Source organism: Rhodanobacter sp. C06, assembly GCF_002001105.1.
Lineage (GTDB): Bacteria > Pseudomonadota > Gammaproteobacteria > Xanthomonadales > Rhodanobacteraceae > Rhodanobacter_A.
Map to the genome: position 1 here is coordinate 17,368 of NZ_MUNP01000062.1, position 25,408 is coordinate 42,775.

Consider the following 25,408-nt stretch of genomic DNA (forward strand, 5'->3'; position numbering starts at 1 on the left):
AATCCCCCTCCCCGCGGTGAGAGCGAGTGTAACCGAAGCATTAAGCGGTGCAATCGGCACCGGGTCGCAGAATCCACGGCCGCCGTGGGGCGCTGCCGTCGGCTCCCCCACGCCAGTGGCGTATTACAATGTCGGCATGTCACTGCTCACCATCCTCGAATTCCCCGATCCCCGCCTGCGCACCCAGGCCGCGCCGGTCGGCGTGTTCGACGCAAAACTCCGGCAGTTCGTCGCCGATCTGTTCGAGACCATGTACGCCGCCAACGGCGTGGGCCTCGCCGCCACCCAGGTCAACGTGCACCAGCAGGTACTGGTGATCGACATGAGCGACGAGCGCAACCAGCCGCTGGTGCTGATCAATGCCGAGATCGTCGAGAAGGACGGCGCCCAGGTCTACCAGGAAGGTTGCCTGTCCTTCCCGGGCGTCTATGCCGACGTCACCCGCGCCTTGAAGGTGAAGGTGAAGGCCCGCGACGTGGACGGCAAGGAATTCATCTACGAGGCCGAAGGTCCGCTGGCCGTGGCCGTGCAGCACGAGATGGACCACCTCGCCGGCAAGGTGTTCGTGGACCACCTCTCGCCGCTGAAGCGCTCGCTGCTGCTCAAGCGCCTGGAGAAGCAGCGCAAGCAGGCCGTCAGCGCTTGAGCATGCGGGTCGTCTTCGCCGGCACGCCCGAATTTTCCGTCCCCTGCCTCGAAGCCTGCCGCGGGAGCGGCGCCGACGTGGCGGCCGTCTACACCCAGCCCGACCGTCCCGCCGGCCGCGGCCGCAAGCTCGCGCCCAGCCCGGTGAAGCAGGCCGCGCTGGCCGCCGGCATCGCGGTCGAGCAGCCCGAGTCGTTGAAGGGCGCCGCGGCACAGGCTGCGCTGGCCGCGTACCGGCCCGACCTGATGGTGGTGGTGGCCTACGGCCTGATCCTGCCGCGCAAGGTGCTGGCGACCCCGCGCCTGGGCTGCTGGAACGTGCACGCCAGCCTGTTGCCGCGCTGGCGCGGCGCGGCGCCGATCCAGCGCGCCATCCTCGCCGGCGACGCCGAGACCGGCGTGGATCTCATGCAGATGGAGGCCGGCCTCGACACCGGCCCGGTGCTGCTGGAGCGGCGCACGCCGATTTCGCGCAATGACACCGGCGGTTCGCTGCACGACCGCCTCGCCGCGCTGGGCGCGGAAGCGCTGGCCGAAGGCCTGCGTCGCGTGCTGGCCGGCGAGACGCTGGCCGCCACGCCGCAGGCGGCCGAGGGCGTCGTCTACGCGCACAAGCTGGACAAGGCCGAGTCGGCGCTCGACTTCGCCCGCCCCGCGCTCGAACTGGAGCGCCAGGTGCGCGCCTTCGACCCGTGGCCGGGCAGCGATGCCGGGATCGCCGGCGAGGCGCTGCGCATCTGGGCCGCCCACGCGCTCGACCATGCGCACGACGCCGCGCCGGGCAGCGTGCTCGGTGCCGGGCGCGAGGGCATCGACATCGCCTGCGGAAACGGGGTGCTGCGCATCACTGCCGTGCAGCGCGCCGGCGGCAAGCGCATCGGTGCCGCGGATTACCTCAATACGCGGCCAGAGCTGCGGCAGCTTGGCGCCCTCTCCCCTGCGGGGTACGCCGGGAAGAGGGGGCCACGCGCGCCCCATGAATGACACCCGCGCCCTTGCGGCAAAAGCCCTCGCCGACATCGCCCTGCGCGGCGCGTCCCTGCGCGAAGCGATGGAACGCCATGTGCCACGACTCCCCGATTCCCGCGACCGCGCCCTGCTGATGGCCCTGGTCAGCGACGGCGCGCGCTGGTGGCCGCGTTTCGACGCCGCGCTGGATCGCCTGCTGGATCAGCCGCTGCGCAAGAAGGCGCCGGTGGTGCATGCGCTGCTGGTGCTCGGCCTGGTGCAACTGGAGGTACTGGAGCTGGCCGACTACGCCGCGGTGGCGGCCACGGTGGAGGCGGTGCGCGCGCTGAAGCGGCCGCAATTCGCGGGGCTCGTGAATGCGGTGCTGCGGCGCTGGCAGCGCGAGCGCGCCACGCATCTGGCGGCGCTCGATGCGCAACCGGAAACCCGCCACGCCCATCCGCGCTGGCTGGCCGAGGCGATCGCGCGCGACTGGCCGGCGCAGGCCGAGGCGGTGCTGGCGGCGGACAATCGCGAACCGCCGCTGATGTTGCGCGCGAATCGCCGCCACGGCAGGCGCGAGGCACTGGTCGAACACCTGCGCCTGGACGGCCAGACGGCCGAACCGCATGCCTGGCTCGCCGACGCCATCATGCTGCCGCACAGCACCGACGTGACCCGCCTGCCCGGCTTCGACGCCGGCGCCTTCGCGGTGCAGGACGGCGCCGCGCAGATCGCCGCCGACCTCGCCGACCTGCGCGACGGCCTGCGCGTGCTCGACGCCTGCGCCGCGCCGGGCGGCAAGGCCTGCCACCTGCTGGAACGCGCGGAGATCGACCTCACCGCGCTGGACTCCGCGCCGCCGCGCGTGGACCGCATCCGCCAGAACCTGCAGCGGCTGCGCCTGGACGCGCGCCTGCTGATCGGCGACGCGGGCGCACCGAAAGCCTGGTGGAACCGCCAGCCGTTCGACCGCATCCTGGTCGACGCGCCGTGCTCGGCCACCGGCGTGCTGCGCCGGCGGCCCGACGTGCGCCTGCACCGCCGTGCCAGCGACATCGCCGCGCTGCAGGCGCAGCAGCGGCGCATCCTGGCCGCGCTGTGGCCGCTGCTGGCGCCAGGCGGGCGGCTGCTGTACATCACCTGCTCGCTGCTGCGCGCGGAAAACGAGGCGATCGTGGGCGAGCTGCTGGCGGCGCAACCGGACGCACACACCGTCGCGTTCGACCTGCCGGTGGGGCAGGCCGCTGCCGTCGGCTGGCAGATCCTGCCCGGCGATGGCGACCTCGACGGCATGTACTATGCGGTGCTCGAAAAGCATTGACCGTTTCCCTCTTCCGCTGGCGGGAGAGGGTGCCGAAGGCCGGAGAGGGGCGCGGCGCAGCCGCACGGCCTGATCGAGTAGCGCCCTCTCCAGCCCTGCCGGGCAGCCTTTCCCGCCAGCGGGAGAGGCGAAAGCAAGAAGCTCACCCTCTCTCTGAGTTGCCCATGTTCGCTCTCTCCAAGGCCACGCCGCAGGAACGCCGCCAGTTCTGGCTGTTTCTGCTGATCGCGCTGGTGATACTCGGCGCCGGCATCGGCCTGCGCGACCCCTGGCCCTCGGACGAACCGCGCTTCACGCTGGCGGCCAAGCAGATGGTGGAGAGCGGCGACTGGCTGTTCCCGCACCGCGGCAGCGAGCTGTACGCCGACAAGCCGCCGATGCTGATGTGGGCCGAGGCCGCCAGTTTCGAGCTGGTGCGTTGGTGGCGGCTGGCCTTCATGCTGCCCTCGCTGCTGGCCGGGCTGGGCACCTTGCTGCTGGTGTACGACCTCGGCCGACGGCTGTGGAACCGCCGCACCGGCCTGTATGCCGCGGGCGGCCTGCTGCTGGCGTTCCAGTTCGTCTACCAGAGCCAGCGCGCACAGATCGACCCGCTGGTGATGTTCTTCATCACCGCGGCGAACTGGGGGCTGTTGCGCCACCTGCTGGCGCCGCCCGATGACGGCGCGCCGCGCGCCACGCACTGGCCGCTGTACTGGCTGGGCTGCTTCTGCGCGGGGCTGGGCGTGATCACCAAGGGCGTGGGTTTCCTCGCCTTGCTGATGCTGGTTCCCTACGCCTGGGCGGCGTGGCGGGGCTGGGACGGCGTGGCGCGGCCCGGTCGCGGCGCGTGGTGGCGCTGGCTACTGGGACTGGTGGCGGTGCTGGCGGCGATCGCGTTGTGGCTGCTGCCGATGCTGCTCACCGCGCATGCGCGCGACGGCAATCCGGCCTACGCGGCCTACGTGCACGACATCCTGTTCAAGCAGACCGCGAAACGCTATGCCAATGCGTGGCACCACCTCCACGCCTGGTGGTACTACCTGCCGATCCTCTTGTTCAGCTGGCTGCCGCTGTCCCTGCTCTATCCCGGCTGCCTGCCGCGCTGGTGGCAGCGGTTGAAGGCGCGCGACGCGCGCGTGCTGCTGCCACTGGGCTGGGTGGTGCTGGTGCTGCTGTTCTTCAGCGCCTCGCCGGGCAAGCGCGACGTCTACATCCTGCCCGCGCTGCCGATGCTGGCGCTGGCCTGCGCGCCGTTCGTGGACGAGTTGCTGCCCAAGCGCTGGCTGCGCGTGGCGGGCCTGGTGTTCATCGCCGTGCTGGGTGCGGCGATGCTGGCGCTGGGCGGTTACGCCCTGCTCTCGCATGCACCGAAGGTGGCGCAGTTCGCCGCCGACCGCGACCTCGCCGACGGCGGTACCGAATTGTGGTGGATGTGCGTGGTGCTGGGCGCGGTGCAGCTGGCCCTGGTCGCCGTGCTGCGCGTGCGCCGCGCCGTGTGGGCGGTGTGCGGCGGCATGGCCGCGCTGTGGCTGGCCTGGGGCTGCTGGGCGGTGCCGCTGCTGAACCCCTCCAGTTCTTCCTCCGCGTTGATGGCCGAGGTGCGCGGCCATCTCGGCCCGCACGACGAGTTGGGCCTCGTCGCGTGGACCGAGCAGAACCTGCTGATGCTCGATCGCCCCGCCACCGATTTCGGCTTCAAGGTGCCGTGGCACATCCAGTTCGCCCGCGCGGTGCAATGGCAGGCGCAGGCACCGGCTACGCGCTGGCTGTTCGTGCAGCAGCCGGCGATGGGCGACTGCGTGGATCGCGCGAAGGCGATTTCCCTCGGCCATGCCAACCAGCGCGACTGGTGGATGTTCAGGGCCGACGCGCTGGTGCCGGGCTGCCTGCCGGGCGCCAAGGTGGATGAGGCGCCGGACGCCGATCCCGAAGGTGCCGACATGCAGGCGGGTCCGTGACGGACAGGCCACGGATCCAGCTGCTCGGCCGCGACAACGGCGCGGGGCTCAGCCGCGACATGGCCTTGCTCGCCGCGGCGCTGGGCGACGCGGGCGCCTCGGTGCGCACCTCCGGACTGCCACACCGCAGCCGCTTCGCCGAATGGCTGACGCGCCTGCGCCTCACCGGGCACCAGCCCGCGTTCGACCTCAACCTGATGCTGGAACGCGTGCGCCCCGAGTTCGCCCCCGCCGCGCGGCGCAACGTGCTGGTGCCGAACCCGGAATACTTCCGCGCCCAGGATCGCCACGCGCTGGATCGCATCGACGTGGTCTGGACCAAGACCCGCCACGCCGAGCGCCTGTTCGCGGCGCTGGGCAAGTCCGTGCGGCATGTCGGCTTCACCAGTCCCGACCGCCGCGACACCGCGGTGCCGCGCCGACATGCCTTCTTCCACGGTCCTGGCCGCAGTGCCAACAAGGGCACGGCGGCACTGCTCAGGCTGTGGGCCGCGCACCCCGGATGGCCCGTGCTCACCGTGGCATGGCGGCGCAAGCGGGTGGCACTGGACGCGCTCCCCGCCAACGTGGTGCTGCTTCGCGAACACCTCGACGACGACGCCTATCGCCGCCTGCAGAACGAACACCGCTTCCACCTCTGTCCCTCGCAGACCGAGGGCTACGGCCACTACCTGGTCGAGGCGATGAGTTGCGGTGCGGTGGTGCTGACCCTGGATGCCGAACCGATGCACGAGCTCGTGACCACCGAGCGCGGTGTGCTGGTGCCGGCGCAAGCCACGGGCTCGCAGGATCTGGCCACCTTGTACGGCTTCCACGACGCGGACATGGCGCACGCGATCGAACGCTGCGTGACGATACCCGAGGTCGAAGCCGATGCACTGGGTGCGGCCGCGCGGGCGTGGTACGAAGCCGAGCGCGCCGCGTTTCCGGCGCGGCTGCGCGAAGCGCTCGAAAGCATTTGTTGATGCCCATCCTCACCCGTTCGCCCTGAGCGCAGGCCCGCAGGGCCGACGCGGGGAGTGGCCATGAATGGCGCTTCCCCGCGTGCGCCTGCTATCGCAAGCCACGCTCAGCGCGAACGGAATATCTGTTATGAACGACGCGATCAATCAATCGAGCGCTGGTCGTCCATGCGTCCGTCCGATGCAAATTCCGCGAGATGAGCGTCGATGCCGCGCGCGCAGCGCACGACGCCTTCGGTGCGGGTGGCGTGGAACAGGCGGTTGTTCGGCAGGCTGAGGTCGTTGACGTCGGGCTGGGCGCGCGAGCTGTGCCACAGGTGAACGGCCAGCGCGGCCCACTTCAGCGCGCGGCGGCGCAGGCCGGCGTTCTCCAGCCGCGCCACCAGTTCGCGGTCCTCGGCGCCGTAGCCTTCCATGCGCTCGTCGAAGCCGTTGACGCGCAGCAGATCATCGCGCCAGAAACTCATGTTGCAGCTCATCACGCGGCCGCCGTTGCGCGAATGCGATTTCCAACTCGCCAGTTGCGGCTGGCGGAAGGCGTAGAGGCGCTTGGTGCCGTCGAACTCTTGGAAGTCCGCGCGCGACCAGGGCGCGAACACCGGCTGGCCGCCCGCCAGCAACTTCGCGCTTTCCTCGCGCGTGGCCTTGATTCGCCCGCCCTGCAGGAAGAAACCGCGCTCGGCCAGCATCAAATGATCGGCGACGAAATGCGGATGCAGCAGCATGTCGCCGTCGAGCAGGATCACGTAGTCGCCGCGGCTGGCGGCGATGCCGCGGTTGCGCGCGCGCGCGGCGCGGAAGCCGCGATCCTCCTGCCATACATGGCGCAGCGGCACCGAATAGTCGCGTGCCATGCGCGCGACCAGCGCGCGGGTTTCCCCGCCCGAACCGTCGTCGGCCACGATCACCTCGTCGGGCAAGCGCGTCTGCGCGGCGAGACTGGCCAGCAGGCGTTCCAGCGCCGCGGGCCAGTTGTAGGTGAGCGCGACGACGCTGACCTTCATGCCTGCGCTCACTGTCCGCGCAGGCCGCGGGCCAGGATCGACAGCGCCCGCTCGATCCGCTTCCACCACGGCGAAGGCCCGCGCAACGCGATGCCGGCGTAACGGCGCGCCTCGGCCCAGTCGGGGCGCTCGCGGGTCTTGAACTCGGCGCGGGCGAGGTCCAGCACGTGCACATCCAGATGCATGCGCTCGGCGTAGAAATTGATCAGGCAGCGCGAACGGAACTGCGCAGGAAACTCGCGCATGCGCGCCTGCTCGTGCCACCAGCCGTTGCGGCCGTGGATGCGGTAATCGACGTTGCCGGTGGGCAGGTAATACTTGCGCGCGCCGAGGAGGCTGGCACCGAACACCAGGCAGTTGTCGGCGCTGATGCGCCAGTTCGCCACGAAGCCGGCGGGCAGATCGAGCACGCGTTCGGCAAGCTTGCGGCGCAGCGCCAGCGCGGAGGTCGGCGCGCCGTACCAGCGCGCGTACACCCAGGTGCCGAGCACGGTGTGGCCGAGATCGCAGGCCGCTTTCGCGTAACCCTGCACGCCGGATTCGTTGCCGACCAGGCGTACGTCGGAGAACACGAACTCCACGTCCTTGCGCGCGGCGAACAGTGCGGCCACCTGCTTGAGGTAATCCGGCCCCCAGCGATCGTCGGCGTCGAGGAAGCACACGATGTCGCCATTGGTCGCGGCGAGCCCACGCTGGAACGCGGCGAGCTGGCCGCTGTTCTCGCCGCAGAGCAGCTTCACGCGTGCGTCATGGCCGTAGCGCTCGCGCAGGTAGTCGGGCGAACCGTCGCTGGAGCCGTCGTCGACCACGATCACTTCCAGCGGCGCATGCGTCTGCGCCAGCGCGCCGTCCACCGCCTCGGCGACGAAATCGCGGTAGTTGTAGTTGGTGACGACGACCGAGAACGCGGGCGCGGCGTCCACCTCAGGCCTCCAGCGTGCGGCGGAAGTAGGCGATGGTTTCCTTCAGGCCATCCTCGAGCGCCACCTTCGGCTGCCAGCCCAGCTTCTCCTGCGCCAGCGCGATGTCGGGCTGACGCTGGCGCGGGTCGTCGGCCGGCAGCGGGCGGAACACCAGCTTCGAGCGCCCGCCCACTAGCGCCAGCACCTGCTCCGCCAGCTGCAGCATGCTGAACTCGCCGGGGTTGCCGATGTTCACCGGGCCGGCGAAGCCGCGCTCCGATTCCATCATGCGCACGAAGGCCTCGATCAGGTCGTCCACGTAGCAGAAGCTGCGCGTCTGGCTGCCGTCGCCGTAGATGGTGATGTCCTCGCCCTTGAGCGCCTGCACGATGAAGTTGCTCACCACGCGACCGTCGTTGGGATGCATGCGCGGGCCGTAGGTGTTGAAGATGCGCACCACCTTGATGTCCAGCGCGTGCTGGCGGTGGTAGTCGAAGAACAGCGTCTCGGCGCAGCGCTTGCCCTCGTCGTAGCACGAGCGCAGGCCGATAGGGTTGACCCGGCCCCAGTACTCCTCGCGCTGCGGATGCACTTCCGGGTCGCCGTAGACCTCGCTGGTGGAGGCCTGCAGGATGCGCGCCTTCACCCGCTTGGCCAGGCCCAGCATGTTGATCGCCCCGTGCACCGAGGTCTTGGTGGTCTGCACCGGATCGTGCTGGTAATGCACCGGCGACGCCGGGCAGGCCAGGTTGAAGATGCGCTCCACTTCCACGTACAGCGGGAAGGTGACGTCGTGGCGCAGCAGCTCGAAGTACGGGTGATTGAGCAGGTGCGCCACGTTGCGCTTGCTGCCGGTGAAGAAGTTGTCCACGCACAACACGTCGTGGCCGTCGGCCAGCAGGCGGTCGCACAGGTGCGAGCCGAGGAAGCCGGCACCGCCGGTCACCAGTACCTTGCGCATCATGGGTCGTTCCGGAACGCGAGGCGCCTAGTGTAAGCGAGCCGCGACGACCGCACGGCGGCGCGCATCCAGCTCCAGCCACAGCGCCAGCGCCAGCGGCAACCACACCAGCAGCCAGCCGGGACGCGGGCTGTCCAGCAGCTGCGGCATGTCGAACTGCAGCACCACGCTGGCATACGCCCACAGCACCAGCACCAGCCGGCCGGTCACCCGTTGCCGATGCCGCCAGCCCAGCCAGGCCGTCGCCAGCCACAGCGCGACCAGCAGCAGCAGGCCGGGCAGGCCCAGTTCGATCATGGTCTGGGTCAGCACGTTGTGGCTGTGCGTGTAATCGGCCCCGGCCACTGTCAACGTGAACGGTGCATTCTGGCCCAGGCCCAGCCACGGGTGTTGCGCGATCAGGTGCATGGATTGCACGAAGAGCTGCGGCCGCAGCGACGTGCCGCGCTCCACCAGCACCGGCAGCGGCCAGAAGCAGCTGGCGAGCACCACGACGAGGGCCACGCCAGCCAGCCAGCGCGCGCCACGCCCCGCATGCCACAGCGGAGCGAACACCGCGCACAAGGCCAGCGCTAGCCATACGCTGCGCGATCCGGTCAGCGCGATGAAGGCCAGCAGCACCGGCAGGGCCAGCCAGCGCAGCACCGAGACGCGCCGGTCGGCGATCGGCAGCAGGGCCAGCCAGAGGCAGGCCGCGCCCATCACCGCCGCGGCGTAGTTCGCGGTCGCGATCACGCCTTCGCCCACGATGCGGCCGTCCTCCGGTGGACGGTACAGGTAGTGCACGCAGTAGTAGCCCGCGAACAGCGCGACGCCCAAGCCAGCCAGCAGCAGCAGGCGGTGCCCGCGCCGTTCGTCCTCGCCCAGCCAGACCGGCCACGCCAGCACGAAGGCCAGCACGCTCAGCAGCCGGCTGAGCTCGTCACCCGGATGCCGTGCATGCGCCCACAACAGGGACAGCGTGGCCCAGGCCAGCAGCAACAGGAAGATCCGGAAAGCCGGCAGCGGCAGCAACGCCTTCCAGGTCGCCGCCCGAGGCGTCAGCGCGAGGCACCAGGCCGGCAGGTACAGCAGCACGATCAGGCTGCCTTGGTACAGCTTGCCCGGGTTGAACGATATCCCCGAGGGCATCGCCACCAGGCCGAGCATCATCCACACGATGCCTGCGCCCAGCACGCCCTGCCAGAACCCGCGGCGGCGCAGGAACAGCGGTACGGCGCCGATGTCGGCGCGGGGCTGCGGGGCGACCGGCAGGCTCTGCATCAGCGGTATGTTGTGTTTCTCGTGACCCATGGAACCTTCGGACATGGCGCGTGCGATCGCCACCGCACTCCCTTGCGCAGCGCGCAGCATAACCAATGGCGCATCCCGCAGGGTCAATACGCCGGCGAACGCGCCAGCGCATGATGACGATGACCGCATCATGCCTGTCGCCAGCTGAAACCCAGCCCACCAGCCGGCGCCGATGTGCGGAAGACGTCAACACGATCTCCCGCGGAGACAGGGCGTCATGCCCGCTAGAATCCCGGCATGCCCAGCCTGCCGATCACCCTCGCCGTCATCACCCGCAACGAGGCGGCCTGCATCGGGCGCTGCCTGGACAGCGTGCCGTTCGCGGCGGAGAAGCTGGTGGTGGACTCGGGCAGCGACGACGGCACCGTGGCGATCGCGCAGGCGCACGGCGCCCGCGTGGTGCACCAGGACTGGCTGGGCTTCGGCCCGCAGCGCAACTTCGCCACCACCCAGTGCAGCCACGACTGGATCCTGGTGCTGGATGCCGACGAGTGCCTCTCGCCCGAATTGGCCGGCGAACTGGAACGCAAGCTGCCCGCGCTGATGGCCGGCGACGCCCCCGCCGCCTGGCTGCGCCGGCGCACGATCTACATGGGCCGGCCGATGCGTTGGTACCGCCCCAACGTGGGCGAGAAGCTGGCCCGGCTCTACCACCGCGATCGCGCGCGCTGGAGCGACGCACGGGTGCACGAGTCGCTGCGTTTCGAGGGCAAGGCACCCACTTTCGACGCGCCGTTCGACCACGCCAACAACCCCACCCTGGTGCACAAGCAGCTCAAGGTGCTGCGCTACGCCGAGCTGAAGTGCCGCGACTGGCACGACAAGGGCAAGCCCGCGCGGATGTGGCAGGCGCCGTTCGTGTACCTGCTGGCCTTCCTCAAGGACTACGTGTTCCGGCTCGCCATGCTGGACGGCTGGCGCGGCTTCGTGATCGCGCAGACCGCGGCCAGCTACGCGCTGTACAAGCGCATGCGCTACTACGAGATGGTCAGCAACCCCGCGTCGGTCGCCGAGGCGACCGACGCATTGAACAAGCACCACATCGAGCCATGAAACCCTCATCACGGGATGATTCACCGTCGCGAATGCGCTCGGCACATTTGCCTCCTCTCCCCACCGGGGAGAGGATTGAGGTGAGGGGTCGGGGCTTGCGATGGCATCCATCGAGGCGCACTTCCCGCTGATTCGCCGTTTCGCAAAACCGCCCCTCACCCCGGCCCTCTCCCCGCAGGGGAGAGGGAGAAAATCAAGCCAACCCTCACCGAAAAACCCATGCCCAAGCACTACCTCCTCTACGGCTCCGAACGTTACGCGCTGGCGATCCTGCGCCCGATCCAGGCGGCGATCCGCGCGCGCGGCGACGAGGCGGCCTGGTTCTTCGACGGCCCCGGCGCCGAGGACCTGCATGCGGACGAACGCCTGTTGACCGTGCGGGAAGTACGCGCGTGGAAGCCGCTCGCGGTGATCACCTCGTCCAACGCGGTGCCGCACTTCTTCCCCGGCGTGAAGGTGGAGACCTTCCACGGCTTCGACGCCGGCAAGCCCCGGCACATCTACGTGCGCGGCTTCTTCGATCTGTACTGCACCACCGGACCGCGCGACACCGCGCAGTTCCAGGCGATCGCCGACAAGCTCGGGCACTTCAGCGTGATCGAGACGGGCTTCCCCAAGATCGACCCCTTCATGCGCGAACTGGGCGGCGCCCTGCCGCCGGTGCGCACGCCGCCGGTGATCCTCTACCACTCCACCTTCTCGCCCTCGTGGAGCGCGGCCGAGACGCTGTACGAGGAAGTGCGGCGGCTGTCGCGCGACGGCCGCTGGCGCTGGATCGTCAGCTTCCATCCGAAGATGAATCCTGAGACGGTGGCGAAGTTCAAGGCGCTGCAGAACGAGTACCTCACGTTCGCCGAGAACGACAACATCCTGGAACTGTTCGGCCAGGTGGACATGATGTGCTCGGACACCTCAAGCGCGCTCAACGAGTTCCTGCTCACCGGCAAGCCGGTGGTGACCTTCAACAACCGCCGCCCCGGCCCGCAGCTGATCGACATCCACGACGCCAAGGATTTCGAGCCGGCGGTCGAACGCGCGCTGAGTCGGCCGCCGGAGCTGATGGCCGCGATCCGCGCCTACGCCGACGCGATCCATCCCTATCGCGACGGCCGCTCCAGCGAGCGCATCCTCGATGCCATCGACAGCTTCATCGCCAAGGGCGGCCGCAACCGCCGCGCCAAGCCGTGGAACCTGTGGCGCAAGCTGAAGATCCGCCGCCGCATCGGCTACTGGGGCTCGGCGCGCTGGCGTTGAAGCCCGTGGGTCGGGATTCATCCCGACATCCCGCGCGCGTCGGGCTGAAGCCCGACCCACGGGCACAAGGGGCGCGCTCGCTCCGCCGCCGCTAGAATCGCATCCATCTTTCGCCCGAGCTTCCCCGTGCCCAGCCCCTACCGCCGTTCCGAACACCTGCGCTCGCTCTGGCCGTGGCTGCCGCTGTGGACGGTGGTGGCGCTGCTGGCGATCTTCGCGCACGGCCCGATGCCGCTGTATTCCACCCGCACGCTGGCGGTGGCATGGGAGATGTGGAACCAGCACCACTGGCTGGTGCCCCACATCAACGGCGAACCGTACAGCGAGAAGGCGCCGCTGCTGTTCTGGCTGATCCATGCCGGCTGGTTCGTGTTCGGCGTCGGCGACGGCTGGCCGCGCGTGCTGGAAGTGATCTTCGGCGGCGCCCAGCTGGTGCTGATCTCGCTGCTGGCGCGGCGCCTGTTCCCCAGCCGCCCGTGGATGGCCAAGGCCGCGCCGTGGACGCTGCTGGCGCTGTCCTATGCCTTCCTGTTCGGCCTGCAGATCATGTACGACGTGCTGCTGGCGGTATGGGCGCTCGGTGCGCTGCTGTGCCTGGCGCCCGGCGTGCGCCGCGACGAGCCGCGTTGGTGGCTGTTCGGCCTGTGCATCGGCTTCGGCCTGCTCACCAAGGGGCCGGTGATGCTGCTGCACGTGCTGTTCCCGTGGTTGCTGGGCCCGCTGTGGAGCGACTGGGCACGCACGCATCGCGTGCGCTGGTACGGCCGTGGCGTGCTGGCGGTGCTGCTTGGCCTGGTGATGCTGGTGGCTTGGGCGCTGCCGGCGGGTTTCGCCGGCGGCGAAGCCTACATGCACCGGCTGTTCTTCAGCCAGACCGCGGCTCGGGTGATCCACGGCGTGCAGACCGCCGAGCCACTGCAGAGCCACGCCCGCCCGGTGCTGTGGTACCTGCTGATGCTGCCGCTGCTGCTGTTCCCGTTCATCGGCTGGCCGCGCGCCTGGGTGGCGCTGGCCGCGCTGCGCCGGCCGCTGGAACCGGGCCTGCGCTTCGCGCTGTGCTGGGTGGTGCCGACCTTCCTGCTGTTCTCGCTGGTGCGCGGCAAGCAGCTGTATTACCTCTTGCCGGAACTGGCCGGCACGATGCTGCTGCTGTGCGGCGCGATCGCCACGTTGCGCGAACGCCGGCCGAAACTCGCCAACACCGGCTGGCTGGGCACCTGGCCGCTGGGCGTGGGCAGCCTCGCGTTCGCGCTGCTGCTGTTCGTGCTGCCCAACCTGGTGGGCGGCAACCATTTGCACGGCGAATGGCCCGATGCCTGCGCGCCATACAGCCGCTACTTCGCCGTGGTGTTCCTGCTGCTCGGGCTGTTGCTCCTGCTGCGCGGCCGCGGCGAGTTGCGCCGGCTGGCGGTGGCAGGGCTGGTCGGCACGCTGGCGCTCAACACCTTGTTCACCCTCACCATGTGGCCGCGCTACGAGCTGCGCCCCACTTCGCAGCTGCTGGGCGCGGCGGAACAAGCCGGCAAGGAAGTCGGCTATCTCGGCAACTACGAGGGCCAGTTCCATTTCCAGGGGCGGCTGATCCGGCCGATCGAGGAATTGCGCGACCCCGGGCAACTGGCCGCGTTCGCCCAGGCCCATCCCGACGGCCTGGTCGTGCAGCACCCCGGCAAGCTAGCCCCGGACGCGCTGCGTTACGCGCTGCTGGTGCAGCCGTTCCGCTCCTCGTGGCTGGTGGTATGGCCCGCCGCCACGCTGCTCGACCTGCGCAACGGCTCCACGCCGCCCGAGCCGGAGCAGCCGCCGCAGGTCTACAAGGCCGACGGCGGGCGCTCGCGCACGCTGCCGTGAGCAAGGACGCGCTGATCGCCAGCCTGCGCGGCCAATGTGGCGGCCCGCGCGACGGCGCGCTGCTGCGCTACGCGCTGGGCAACGCGCTGCTGGAAGCTGGCGATGCCGCCGCAGCCACGGAGGAGCTGCGCCAGGCCCTGCGTTTCGACCCGCGCTACTCCGCGGCGTGGAAGCTGCTAGGCAAGGCCTGCCTCGCCGCGGACGACCGCACCGCGGCGGCCGAAGCCTGGCGGCAAGGTATCGCCGTGGCGCAGGCGCGCGGCGACAAGCAGGCGGAGAAGGAGATGGCGGTGTTCCTGCGGCGGGTGGAGCGCGACCTCGGCGACTGATTTTTTTCGCACGATGGCAGGCATGGCCGCCTGCGACTGCCCACGGCACTCGTCGCGAGCGCACCAGGCCGCAGCAATGCCCGGGCGGCCAAAGGACGAAAGGTTGGCGCGAGCACCCGCCCCTCACCCCGGCCCTCTCCTCGCTCCTCAAGGCTGCGTCCATCCATGGCCGCTCTCCGCGTGCCCCGAAGGGGAGAGAGAATCCTGTGGTCAGCGCTTGCGCGTGCGCGACGTCCCCAGCTTGCGCGTGAGCGTGTTGCGCCCTACGCCCAGCGCCGCCGCCGCATGCTGGCGATGGCCGCCATGCGCGGCCAGCGCCGCCTCCAGCAGCACGCGGTCCAGCGCTTCGCGCGCCCGAGTGTGGATGTCGACTTCGCCGTCGGCCAGCGCCTGCGTGGCCCAGGCACGCAGGGCGTCGGTCCAGTCGCCACCGCCAGCCGGGGGCGCTTGCGCACCGAGATCGGCGGGCAGGATTTCCGCACCCGGCGCGATCACCGCGAGGCGGCGGCAGAGGTTTTCCAGTTCGCGCACGTTGCCGGGGAAATCACGCTGGGCCAGCGCCTTCAGCGCGGCCTTGGCGAAGCGCTTGGGCGGCAGCTTGAGCTCCCGCGCCGCGGCGGCGAGGAAGTGCGCGGCCAGCCGCGGGATGTCGCCACGCCGTTCGCGCAACGCGGGCAGATGGATGCGCACCACGTCGAGGCGGTGCTTGAGGTCGGCGCGGAACTGCCCGGCCGCCACGCGCGCGTCGAGGTCCTGGTGGGTGGCGGCGACGATGCGCACGTCGCAGCGGATCAGCTCGCGTCCGCCCACGCGGTAGAACTCGCCGCCGGCCAGCACGCGCAGCAGGCGCGTCTGCAGGATCAGCGGCATGTCGCCGATCTCGTCGAGGAACAGCGTGCCGCCCTCCGCCTGCTCGAAGCGGCCCGCGACACGCCGCTGCGCGCCGGTGAAGGCGCCGGCCTCGTGGCCGAACAGCTCGCTTTCCAGAAGCTCGCTGGGAATCGCCGCGGTATTGAGCGCCACGAAGGGCTGCGCGCGCCGCGCGCTCTCCTCGTGCAGCGCGCGCGCCACCAGCTCCTTGCCGGTGCCGGTCTCGCCGGTGACCAGCACGTTGAGGTTGCTGGCCGCGACGCGGCCGATCAGGCGGAACACCTCGCGCATCGGCACGCTTTCGCCGAGCAGCGCATGCGTGGGTGCCGCCGCCGGCGCGGCCGGCGCCTCGGCCGGGGCATCGCCCACCAGTGCGCGCCGCACGGTGGCCACCGCGTGGTCGAGATCGAACGGCTTGGCGAGGTAGTCCGCCGCGCCCGCGCGATAGGCGGCGGCGGTGGTGGCCACGTCGGTGTACGCGCTCATCACGATCACCGGGCCGACGCCTTGCGCCTGCAGTTCCTGGAGCAGGGCCAGCCCGCTTTCGCCGGGCATGCGCACGTCGGTGAGCAGCAGGGCGGGACGCGATTTGCGCAAGGCGGCGCGCACCGCGTCCGCGGCGTCGAACTCGCGCACGGCGAGCCCGGCGTCGCGCAAGGCCGCGGCCAGCACGAAGCGCACGCCGCGGTCGTCGTCGACGATCCAGATTTCGTCACTCATGCGCACGCTCCAGCGGCAGGTACAGCGAAAACACCGTCTCGCCCGGATGGCTCGCGCGGCGCAGCTCGCCGCCGTGCTCGCGGGCGATCTCGCGCGACAGCGCCAGGCCGAGGCCGGTGCCGTCGGCGCGGCCGGACACCAGCGGCTCGAACAAGGTGTCGCGCAGTTCCGCGGGCACGCCGGGGCCGTCGTCGATCACGTCCACGCGCAGCGCGCTGCGCAGCACGCGCGTGCCGGCGCGCACGCCGTGCTCGGCGCGCGTGCGCAAGATGAGCGTGCGCGCGCCGGCTTCCACCGCATTGCGCGCGAGGTTGAGCAGCACCTGCTGCAAGCGTCCCGCGTCGCCGTGCACGTCGGGCAGGCTGGGATCGTAGTCGTGGCGCAGCCGCGGAGGCGCGGGTTCGGCCTGCAGCAGCTCGCTCAGTCGATCGAGCAACTGGTGGATGTTCACGGCACCCAGTCGCGCGGCGCCGTCGTGATGCAGCAACCGGTTCGCCAGCGCGGCGAGGCGATCGGCCTCGTCGATGATCAGGCCCGCCAGCGCCTGCAGCTCGGCGCCGTCGACGCGGCGCTGCAGCAGCTGCGCCGCGCCGCGCAGGCCGGCCAGCGGATTCTTCACTTCGTGCGCGAAGCCGCGCAAGGTGGCTGACAGCGGCGATGCCGTGCGCGAACGTTCGGCCAAGGCATGCACTTCCAGCAGCAGGCCGCCGGCGCCGTCGGGCTGCATGCCGATGTCGGCTTCGAGCATGCGTCCGTCGAAGGCCGCCAGCTTCGCCTCACGCAGTTGCACGTAGCGCGCCTCGTCCAGTGCACGCCGTGCCTGCGCCCGGTCATCCGCCGCGGGCAGCCAAAGCGCCAGCGGCTGCCCCACCGCACTGCGCATGCCGCTGCCCAGCAGTTCGGTCAAGGCCGGGTTGAGCCAGCGCGCGCGCAATTCCGCATCGACCAGGGCTATCCCGGTCGCCAGTTGTTCCGCCCATGCCTGCCACGGCTGTCCGCTCATTGCACCATCTTGGTCGTTGCCTCATGTTGGTGCAACAGGCGGCGCATCGCCCCTGCCGCCCTCATCGGCGCTGGTCGAAACGACGAAGGGGAAGGCTCGCGCCCTCCCCTTCGCATGCCGGGCACGGCGCGGGCGTGCTTACAGCGCGTAATACATCTGGAATTCCAGCGGATGCGTGCTGGCGCGGTAACGGGTGACTTCCTGCATCTTCACGCCGATGTAGGCGTCGATGAAGTCGTCGGTGAACACGCCGCCGGCCTTGAGGAAGTCGCGGTCCTTGTCCAGCGCTTCCAGCGCCTGGTCGAGGCTGGAGCAAACCTGCGGGATGTTCTTCTCTTCTTCCGGCGGCAGGTCGTAGAGGTCCTTGTCGGCCGGCGCGCCCGGGTCGATCTTGTTCAGGATGCCGTCGAGGCCGGCCATCATCAGCGCGGTGAACACCAGGTAGCCGGAGTTCATCGGGTCGGGGAAGCGCACCTCGATGCGGCGGCCCTTGGGGCTGGCCACGTAGGGGATGCGGCAGCTCGCGGAGCGGTTGCGCGCGGAGTAGGCCAGCATCACCGGCGCCTCGAAGCCCGGCACCAGGCGCTTGTAGCTGTTGGTGGTGGAATTGGCGAACGCGTTGATCGCCTTGGCGTGCTTGAAGATGCCGCCGATGTACCACAGCGCGGTCTGGCTCAGGCCGCCGTAGAGGTCCCCCGCGAACAGGTTCTCGCCGTTCTTCGCCAGCGACTGGTGCACGTGCATGCCCGAGCCGTTGTCACCCACGATGGGCTTGGGCATGAAGGTGACGGTCTTGCCGTTCTGGTGCGCCACGTTCTTGATGACGTACTTCATCGTCAGCAGTTCGTCGGCCTTCGCGACCAGGGTGTTGAACTTCACGCCGATCTCGCACTGGCCGGCGTTCGCCACTTCGTGGTGATGCACCTCGACTTTCTGGCCCAGCGATTCCAGCACCTTGCACATGTCGGCGCGCAGGTCGCCCAGCCTGTCCACCGGCGAGACCGGGAAGTAGCCGCCCTTCACGCCCGGGCGATGGCCCATGTTGCCGTCCTCGTACTTGAAGCGCGTGCTCCAGGCGGCCTCTTCCGACTCGATCTCGTAGAACACGCGGCCCATGTCGTTCTGCCAGCGGATCGAGTCGAAGATGAAGAACTCCGGCTCCGGCCCGAAGTAGGCGGTGTCGGCGATGCCGGTGGACTTCAGGTAGGCCTCGCCGCGCTTGGCGATCGAGCGCGGGTCGCGGCCGTAGGCCTGCAGGGTGCTGGGCTCCAGCACGTCGCAATGCAGCACCAGCTGGGTGTGCGCGCTGAACGGGTCGAGGTAGGCGGTGTCCGGGTCGGGCATCAGGATCATGTCCGACTCGTTGATGCCCTTCCAGCCGGTGATCGAGGAGCCGTCGAACATCTTGCCGTCCTCGAAGGTCGACTCGTCGATCGCGTGCGCCGGGAACGTGACGTGGTGGTGCTTGCCGAGCATGTCGGCAAAGCGGAAGTCGACGAACTCGACCTCGTGTTCAACGATCTGGTCGAGCACTTTCTGGGCGGTCATGGCGGAACCTCGGCGAGGGATGGACGGGAATGGAGGGAACGGATGCGCTGGACAGAGCAAGGTCGATGCCAAGCCGTGCATTCCGCGTGAATTCATGGGCTTGGCCACTTGGCGAGCTTCGCCCGTCGCATGATACCAACCAAATTGGTGCTTCTCTTTTCCAGATTGCACCATATTGGACACATGACGGCCGTTGTCCCTGCAGCAAGGAAACCGCTATCGAATCGCCATGCGGAATGCGTAAGCTGTGCCGCTGCGCGGTCGCCATGGTGGCGCTCGCCCCGACCCGACGAGTGCACCCGTGACCGATCTCATCAACGTCATCCTGCTGGGCATCATCGAAGGCATCACCGAATTCCTGCCGATTTCCTCCACCGGCCACCTGCTGATCGCCGAGCACTGGCTGGGCGCGCGCTCGGACCTGTTCAACGTGGGCATCCAGGCCGGCGCGATCCTGGCGATCACGCTGGTGTACTGGAAGCGCATCTGGCAGCTGCTGACGCAGTGGCGCGACCCGGCCACGCGCGACTACCTGGCCAAGCTGACGGTGGCGTTCCTGATCACCTGCGTGCTGGGCCTGGTCGTCACGCATTACGGCTTCAAGCTGCCCGAGACGGTGACGCCGATCGCCTGGGCGCTGGTGATCGGCGGCTTCTGGATGATCGGTGCCGAGGCGCTGGCCGCGAAGCAGGCAGACCGCACCGAGGTGACCTGGCGGGTGGCGATCCTGGTGGGCATCGCGCAGATGGTGGCGGGCGTGTTCCCCGGCACCTCGCGCTCCGGCGCAACGATCTTCACCGCGATGCTGTTCGGTACCAGCAACCGCGCCGCGGCCACCGAGTTCGCCTTCCTGGTGGGCATCCCCACGATGTACGCGGCCACCGGCTACGAGCTGCTGAAGGTGTGGAAGGGCGGCGGCGCGGCGCACGAGGACTGGAACGCGCTGATCGTCGGCTTCGTGGTCTCGCTGATCGTCGGCTTCATCGCGGTGAAGTGGCTGCTCGGCTACATCCGCACGCACCGCTATACCGTCTTCGCGGTCTACCGCATCGCGCTGGGCGCGGCCTTGCTGCTGCTGATGCCGGGCGCCTGAGCGCCGGCCAGCGGCTTCGCGCAGGACAGCATCCGGCACGCCGGCAGGTTGGTGCGCTCGAACAGCGCGTGCACCCATTCCAGGAAGGCCTGCACGCGCGCGGACAGGTGCTTCTTCTGCGGGTAGACCAGCCACACCGGCGAACCGGTGGAGATGGTGTCTTCCATGATCACCTTGAGCTTGCCGTAGCCGATCGCGCTGGCAGCCAGCCAGTGCGGGGTCTGGATGATGCCCAGCCCGGCCATCGCCGCCTGGATCACCGACTCGCCGTCGTTGATCAGCAGGTGCGCGTCGATGTCCAGCGCGATGCGGCCGTCCGGCGTGTCGAACTGCCACTGGTAGGCACGGCCGCTGGTGGGATAGACGTAGTTGATGCAACGGTGCTGCTTCAGGTCGTCGATGCTGACCGGCGTGCCATGGCGCTCCAGATAGGCCGGTGCCGCGCACAGCACGTTGCTGAAGTAGCCCAGCTTGCGCGCGATCAGGTTGGAATCCTCCAGCTCGCCCATGCGGATCGCGCAGTCGATGCCTTCCTCGATCAGGCCGAGGTTGCGGTCGCTCATCGACAGTTCGAGCCGGATGTCCGGGTACTTCGCCTCGAAGTCGGCGAGGTTGGGGATCAGCGCGGCGCGCCCCACCGACACGTTCACCGCCACGCGCAGCTTGCCGCTGGGCTTGGTGCGCGCGTAGTTCAGCGCATCCACCGCCTCGCCGAGGTCGGCCAGGATCGCCTTGCAGCGCTGGTAGAACGACTCGCCGTCGTCGGTGAGCCGCAACGCCCGCGTGCTGCGGAACAGCAGGCGCACGCCGATCTGCTCCTCCAGCCGCGACACCGCGCGGCTGACGCCGGACGGCGTCATGCCCAGTTGCACGGCGGCGGCCGCGAAACTGCGGGCTTCCACCACGCGGACGAAGCTCGATATTGCCGAGAAATCTTCCATAGCTGTCATTGTGCCGCCATTCGTGACACCTAGTCACTAGTGGAGTTCACAAATTGGGGTTTTTCTGTACCCGATGGTACACCTATTATTCGCCTCCCCATCGTGCTGCATCGCCGCACGACCCCACCCAGGGAACGCGAAGATGAAGAAGAAACTGATACTGACCGGCCTCGTCGTGGTGGCGATCGCCGGCAGCTGGGCCCTGCTCGGCGAGCACGGCGGCAGCCATGCCCAGGCCGCCGGCGCCGGTGGCGCCCTGCCGGAAGTGACCGTGGCCCGCGCCCTGCTGCGTCCGGTCAGCAACAGCGCCGATTTCACCGGCCGGGTGCAGGCGGTGGACAGTGTGCAGGTGCGTCCGCGCGTGGGCGGCTACGTGGACTCGGTGGCGTTCAAGGAAGGCGCCCTGGTGCACAAGGGCGACGTACTGTTCCGCATCGACCCGCGCCCGTTCCAGGCCGAGGTGGACCGGCTCGCCGCGAACCGCACCCAGGCGCAGGCCGAACTGGGCCTGGCCCAGGCCAACGCCCAGCGCGGCCGTCGCCTGCTCGACCAGCACGCGATCGCGCAGGAGGAGGCCGACCGCCTCGACACCGCCGCGCAGAGCGCGCGCGCCACGCTCGCCGCCGCCGACGCCGCGCTGGCCTCGGCCAAGCTCAACCTCGGCTTCACCGAGGTACGCGCGCCGATCGACGGCCGCGTCAGCAACGTGCACATCACCCCCGGCAACCTGGTCACCAGCAGCGACGTGTTGACCAGCGTGGTCTCGGTGAACCCGGTCTACGTGTACTTCGATGTGGACGAGCACACCTGGCTGAAGCTGGACCACCTGCGCGCCAAGGCGAGCCAGGACGGCCACAGCGCGCGCATCGAAGCCGCGATGGAGCTGTCCGACGAGAACGGTTACCCGCACACCGGCCGCATCGACTTCGTGGACAACCAGCTGCACATCGACTCCGGCACGATGCGGCTGCGCGCGGTGTTCGACAACAAGGACAGCCTGTTCACCCCCGGCCTGTACGCACGCATCCGCCTGCAGAGCGGCCAGCCGCAACCGCGCCTCTTGATCGACGACCGCGCGGTCGGCACCGACCTCGGCAACCAGTTCGTCTACGTGGTCGACGCCCAGCACAAGGTGGAATACCGCAAGGTCAGCACCGGCGCGCTGTTCCATGGCCTGCGCGTGATCGACAGCGGCCTCGCCCCCGGCGACGTGGTGGTGGTGAACGGCTTGCAGCGCGTGCGCCCCGGCGCCGAGGTGAACCCGCAGCAGGTGGCGATGGATTACCGCCTCGACGCGCGGGACAAGGCGGTGGTGGAGGCGGGCGGCCATGACGACTCGCGCACCGCGATGACCGCACCACCCAGGCGCGAACCGCAAGGCTGAGTTCGCTCTTCTTCCTCTCCCCTCCGGGGGAGAGGATCGAGGTGAGGGGCCAGTCCTGCCCAGACATCGCCTGCTTATCGAAACCTGAAAAACGCATTGCCGAAGCCTGAATGCATCGGCAAGCCCCGCCCCCTCACCCCAGCCCTCTCCCCGGAGGGTAGAGGGGGCGGCATCCTGGAGTCATCGAGACAAACCCATGAAAAACATCGCCCAGTTTTTCGTCGACCGGCCCATCATGGCCGCCGTGCTGTCGCTGCTGTTCGTGATCACCGGCTCCATCGCGGTGTTCCAGCTGCCGATCAGCGAATACCCCGAAGTGGTGCCGCCCACCGTGGTGGTGCGCGCGAACTACCCCGGCGCCAACCCCAAGGTGATAGCCGAGACCGTCGCCACGCCGCTGGAAACCCAGATCAACGGCGTGGAAGGCATGCTCTACACCTCCTCGCAGGCCACCAGCGACGGCGTGATGACGCTCACCGTGACCTTCGCGCTGGGCACCAACCTCAACGACGCCCAGGTGGAAGTGCAGAACCGCGTGTCGCAGGCGCTGCCGCGCCTGCCCGAGGAAGTGCAGCGGCTCGGCGTGACCACGCAGAAGAGCTCGCCCGACCTCACCATGGTGGTGCACCTCACCTCGCCCGACAAACGCTACGACATGCTGTACCTGTCGAACTTCGCGCGGCTGCACGTGAAGGACGTGCTGGGCCGCCTCAACGGCGTCGGCGACGTGCAGATCTTCGGCGCCGGCGAGTACTCGATGCGCGTGTGGCTGAACCCGGACAAGCTGGCCCAGCGCGGCCTCACCACCGGCGACGTGGCGAACGCGATCCGCGAGCAGAACGTGCAGGTGGCGGCCGGCGCGCTGAACGCGCCGCCGGTGCGCGGCACTGCCGACTTCCAGCTCAACATCAACACGCAAGGCCGGCTGAGCACGGTCGACGACTTCCGCAACATCGTGTTGCGCACCGATGCCGACGGCGCCACCGTGCACCTGGGCGACGTGGCGCGGGTGGAGCTGGGCTCGAACCAGTACGCGTTGCGCAGCCTGCTGGACAACCAGCCGGCGGTGGCGATCCCGATTTTCGCGCGACCCGGTTCCAACGCGATCCAGATCTCCGACGAGGTGCGCGCCACCATGGCGCAGCTGAAGAAGGAGTTCCCGCAGGGCATCGACTACCACATCGTGTACGACCCGACCGTGTTCGTGCGCGGCTCGATCGAGGCGGTGGCGCACACCTTGCTGGAGGCGATCCTGCTGGTGGTGCTGGTGGTGATCCTGTTCCTGCAGACCTGGCGCGCGTCCGTCATTCCGCTGATCGCGGTGCCGGTGTCGCTGATCGGCACGTTCGCGGTGATGTACCTGGTCGGCTTCTCGCTCAACGCGTTGAGCCTGTTCGGCATGGTGCTGGCGATCGGCATCGTGGTGGACGACGCGATCGTGGTGGTGGAGAACGTGGAGCGCCACATCGAGCTGGGGCAGTCGCCGAAGGAAGCCACGCGCAAGGCGATGCACGAGGTCACCGGACCGATCGTGGCCACCGCGCTGGTGCTGTGCGCGGTGTTCATCCCCACCGCCTTCATCAGCGGTCTCACCGGCGAGTTCTACCGCCAGTTCGCGCTGACCATCGCGATCTCCACGGTGATCTCGGCGTTCAACTCGCTGACCTTGAGCCCCGCGCTGTCGGCGATCCTGCTGAAGCCGCACGGTGCGCCGAAGGACCGCCTCACCCGCGCCATCGACCGCCTGTTCGGCTGGCTGTTCCGCCCGTTCAACCGCTTGTTCCAACGTGGCGCGGAACGCTACGTGGCGGGTACACGCCGCATGCAGGGCAAGGGCGGCGCCGCGCTGCTGGTGTACGCGGGCCTGATCGCGCTGACCGCGTTCGGCTTCTGGCACGTACCCACCGGCTTCGTGCCGACCCAGGACAAGCAATACCTGGTGTCGTTCGCGCAGCTGCCCGACGCCGCCTCGCTGGACCGCACCGAGGACGTGATCAAGCAGATGAGCGCGATCGCGCTGAAGCAGCCCGGCGTGCAGAGCGCGGTGGCCTTCCCCGGCCTGTCGGTGAACGGCTTCACCAACTCGACCAACGCCGGCATCGTGTTCGTCACGCTGAAGCCGTTCGAGGAGCGGCGCAGCGCGGATCTCTCCGCCGGCGCGATCGCCGGTGCGCTGAACGCGAAATTCGCGGCCATCCAGGACGCCTACATCGCGGTGTTCCCGCCGCCGCCGGTGATGGGCCTGGGCACGATCGGCGGCTTCCGCCTGCAGATCGAGGACCGCGGCCAGGTCGGCTTCGACGAGCTGTACCAGCAGACCCAGAAGCTGATCGCGGCGAGCCGCAAGGATCCGGTGCTGGCCGGGCTGTTCTCCAGCTTCCAGGTGAACGTACCGCAGGTGGACGTGAACGTGGACCGCGAGAAGGCCAAGGCCGAGGGCGTGAACCTGGGCGACGTCTACCAGACCATGCAGGCCTATCTCGGCTCGCTCTACGTCAACGACTTCAACCGCTTCGGGCGCACCTACCAGGTGAACCTGTCCGCCGAGCCGCAGTTCCGCAGCGACCTGGAGGACATCAGCCAGCTGAAGACGCGCAACGCGAAGGGCGAGATGGTGCCGCTGGGCTCCTTCGTCACCGTGGCGCACGGCGCCGGCCCGGACCGCGTGCAGCATTACAACGGCTATCCCACCGCCGAGATCAACGGCGGCCCGGCGCCGGGCTACAGCTCGGGCCAGGCGCAGGCGGAAATCGAGAAGCTGGCGCGCGAGGTGCTGCCGAACGGCATGAGCTACGAGTGGACCGACCTCACCTACCAGCAGATCCTCGCCGGCAACACCGCGGTGCTGGTGTTCCCGCTGTGCGTGCTGCTGGTGTTCCTGGTGCTGTCCTCGCTGTACGAGAGCTGGTCGCTGCCGCTGGCGGTGATCCTGATCGTGCCGATGGTGCTGCTGTCCGCGATCGCCGGCGTGTGGCTGAGCGGTGGCGACAACAACATCTTCACCCAGATCGGCTTGATCGTGCTGGTGGGCCTGGCCTGCAAGAACGCGATCCTGATCGTGGAGTTCGCCCGCGAACGCCAGCTCGAAGGCATGAGCCGCCACGAGGCGGTGCTGGAAGCGGCGCGGCTGCGGTTGCGTCCGATCCTGATGACCTCGATCGCCTTCATCATGGGCGTGGTGCCGCTGGTGACCTCGCACGGCGCCGGCGCGGAGATGCGCCACGCGATGGGCGTGGCGGTGTTCTCCGGCATGCTCGGCGTCACCTTGTTCGGCCTGCTCTACACCCCGCTGTTCTATGTCGTGATACGCGCCCTGGTGGAGCGTCGCGAAGCGCGCAAGCACGCGCAGGCAAATGCACTGCCGGCGCTGGAGGGCCATTGAG

20 protein-coding genes are annotated in these 25,408 nt (G+C 69.3%); 12 read left to right on the top strand and 8 right to left on the bottom strand.

Annotated features, from left to right (window positions below; translation table 11 throughout):
• Window positions 1-136 precede the first annotated feature (136 nt).
• From def to B0E52_RS13475, 5 genes are all read left to right on the top strand, one after another.
• Window positions 137-646 (top strand): peptide deformylase, encoded by a 510-nt coding sequence (gene def, locus B0E52_RS13455; RefSeq protein WP_077484586.1) that lies wholly within the window; start codon window positions 137-139, stop codon window positions 644-646.
• A gap of 2 nt (window positions 647-648) precedes the next feature.
• Window positions 649-1,629 (top strand): methionyl-tRNA formyltransferase, encoded by a 981-nt coding sequence (gene fmt, locus B0E52_RS13460; RefSeq protein WP_077484588.1) that lies wholly within the window; start codon window positions 649-651, stop codon window positions 1,627-1,629.
• Window positions 1,622-2,917 carry a 16S rRNA (cytosine(967)-C(5))-methyltransferase RsmB gene (rsmB, locus tag B0E52_RS13465; protein WP_077484590.1) on the top strand — a complete coding sequence of 432 codons (1,296 nt, stop codon included), beginning with the start codon at window positions 1,622-1,624 and terminating at the stop codon, window positions 2,915-2,917. The genes fmt and rsmB overlap by 8 nt, the downstream gene beginning before the upstream one ends.
• A 164-nt stretch (window positions 2,918-3,081) precedes the next feature.
• A complete protein-coding gene (locus B0E52_RS13470; protein WP_077484592.1) occupies window positions 3,082-4,857 on the top strand; it encodes a glycosyltransferase family 39 protein in 1,776 nt (591 codons plus the stop codon).
• Window positions 4,854-5,822, top strand: a complete 969-nt coding sequence (locus tag B0E52_RS13475) for a glycosyltransferase (RefSeq protein WP_254426803.1) — start codon at window positions 4,854-4,856, stop codon at window positions 5,820-5,822. Before B0E52_RS13470 ends, B0E52_RS13475 begins: the two co-directional genes overlap by 4 nt.
• Window positions 5,823-5,962: 140 nt before the next feature.
• On the opposite strand, the gene B0E52_RS13480 is transcribed toward B0E52_RS13475, so the two are convergent.
• Genes B0E52_RS13480 through B0E52_RS13495 form a run of 4 tightly spaced genes read right to left on the bottom strand, consistent with a single transcriptional unit; the run spans window position 5,963 to window position 9,979 of the window.
• Entirely contained in the window at window positions 5,963-6,823 is an 861-nt protein-coding gene (locus B0E52_RS13480; RefSeq protein ID WP_077484594.1) for a glycosyltransferase family 2 protein, read from the bottom strand.
• Between the two features lie 8 nt (window positions 6,824-6,831).
• Complete coding sequence (locus B0E52_RS13485; RefSeq protein WP_077484596.1) at window positions 6,832-7,746, bottom strand: glycosyltransferase; 915 nt, start codon at window positions 7,744-7,746, stop codon at window positions 6,832-6,834.
• Between the two features lies 1 nt (window position 7,747).
• A complete protein-coding gene (locus tag B0E52_RS13490) occupies window positions 7,748-8,686 on the bottom strand; it encodes a UDP-glucuronic acid decarboxylase family protein (RefSeq protein WP_077484691.1) in 939 nt (312 codons plus the stop codon).
• 27 nt (window positions 8,687-8,713) lie between these two features.
• Window positions 8,714-9,979: an O-antigen ligase family protein gene (locus B0E52_RS13495; protein WP_168174196.1), complete on the bottom strand. Its 1,266-nt coding sequence runs from the start codon at window positions 9,977-9,979 to the stop codon at window positions 8,714-8,716.
• Window positions 9,980-10,216: 237 nt separating this feature from the next.
• Between B0E52_RS13495 and B0E52_RS13500 the strand changes: the two genes are divergently transcribed.
• The 4 genes from B0E52_RS13500 (at window position 10,217) to B0E52_RS13515 (ending at window position 14,466) form a co-directional block, all read left to right on the top strand.
• Window positions 10,217-11,032, top strand: coding sequence for a glycosyltransferase family 2 protein (locus B0E52_RS13500; RefSeq protein WP_077484600.1), 816 nt, complete (start codon window positions 10,217-10,219; stop codon window positions 11,030-11,032).
• A 219-nt stretch (window positions 11,033-11,251) separates the two neighbouring features.
• Window positions 11,252-12,286, top strand: a complete 1,035-nt coding sequence (locus B0E52_RS13505) for a CDP-glycerol glycerophosphotransferase family protein (RefSeq protein WP_077484602.1) — start codon at window positions 11,252-11,254, stop codon at window positions 12,284-12,286.
• Between the two features lie 126 nt (window positions 12,287-12,412).
• The gene (locus tag B0E52_RS13510; RefSeq protein WP_077484604.1) at window positions 12,413-14,137 is read left to right on the top strand and encodes a glycosyltransferase family 39 protein; all 1,725 of its coding nucleotides are present in this window, start codon (window positions 12,413-12,415) and stop codon (window positions 14,135-14,137) included.
• Window positions 14,134-14,466, top strand: a complete 333-nt coding sequence (locus B0E52_RS13515; RefSeq protein WP_139351690.1) for a tetratricopeptide repeat protein — start codon at window positions 14,134-14,136, stop codon at window positions 14,464-14,466. The genes B0E52_RS13510 and B0E52_RS13515 overlap by 4 nt, the downstream gene beginning before the upstream one ends.
• Window positions 14,467-14,676: 210 nt before the next feature.
• On the opposite strand, the gene ntrC is transcribed toward B0E52_RS13515, so the two are convergent.
• The 3 genes from ntrC to glnA form a co-directional block, all read right to left on the bottom strand.
• A complete protein-coding gene (ntrC, locus tag B0E52_RS13520) occupies window positions 14,677-16,056 on the bottom strand; it encodes a nitrogen regulation protein NR(I) (RefSeq protein ID WP_077484606.1) in 1,380 nt (459 codons plus the stop codon).
• On the bottom strand, window positions 16,049-17,059 hold the full coding sequence (locus tag B0E52_RS13525) for an ATP-binding protein (protein ID WP_077484608.1): 1,011 nt from the start codon (window positions 17,057-17,059) through the stop codon (window positions 16,049-16,051). Before B0E52_RS13525 ends, ntrC begins: the two co-directional genes overlap by 8 nt.
• Before the next feature lie 138 nt (window positions 17,060-17,197).
• Window positions 17,198-18,607 (bottom strand): type I glutamate--ammonia ligase, encoded by a 1,410-nt coding sequence (gene glnA / locus B0E52_RS13530; RefSeq protein WP_077484610.1) that lies wholly within the window; start codon window positions 18,605-18,607, stop codon window positions 17,198-17,200.
• A gap of 301 nt (window positions 18,608-18,908) precedes the next feature.
• Here glnA and B0E52_RS13535 point away from each other — a divergent pair, with 301 nt between their 5' ends.
• On the top strand, window positions 18,909-19,700 hold the full coding sequence (locus B0E52_RS13535) for an undecaprenyl-diphosphate phosphatase (protein ID WP_077484612.1): 792 nt from the start codon (window positions 18,909-18,911) through the stop codon (window positions 19,698-19,700).
• Here B0E52_RS13535 and B0E52_RS13540 read toward each other — a convergent pair.
• Window positions 19,649-20,641 (bottom strand): LysR family transcriptional regulator, encoded by a 993-nt coding sequence (locus tag B0E52_RS13540; protein WP_077484614.1) that lies wholly within the window; start codon window positions 20,639-20,641, stop codon window positions 19,649-19,651. The genes B0E52_RS13535 and B0E52_RS13540 overlap by 52 nt on opposite strands.
• A 142-nt stretch (window positions 20,642-20,783) precedes the next feature.
• On the opposite strand from B0E52_RS13540, the gene B0E52_RS13545 reads away from it, so the two are divergent.
• Both B0E52_RS13545 and B0E52_RS13550 read left to right on the top strand, forming a co-directional pair.
• The gene (locus B0E52_RS13545) at window positions 20,784-22,025 is read left to right on the top strand and encodes an efflux RND transporter periplasmic adaptor subunit (protein WP_077484616.1); all 1,242 of its coding nucleotides are present in this window, start codon (window positions 20,784-20,786) and stop codon (window positions 22,023-22,025) included.
• A gap of 196 nt (window positions 22,026-22,221) precedes the next feature.
• Window positions 22,222-25,407 carry an efflux RND transporter permease subunit gene (locus B0E52_RS13550; protein WP_077484618.1) on the top strand — a complete coding sequence of 1,062 codons (3,186 nt, stop codon included), beginning with the start codon at window positions 22,222-22,224 and terminating at the stop codon, window positions 25,405-25,407.
• Window position 25,408: the final 1 nt, after the last annotated feature.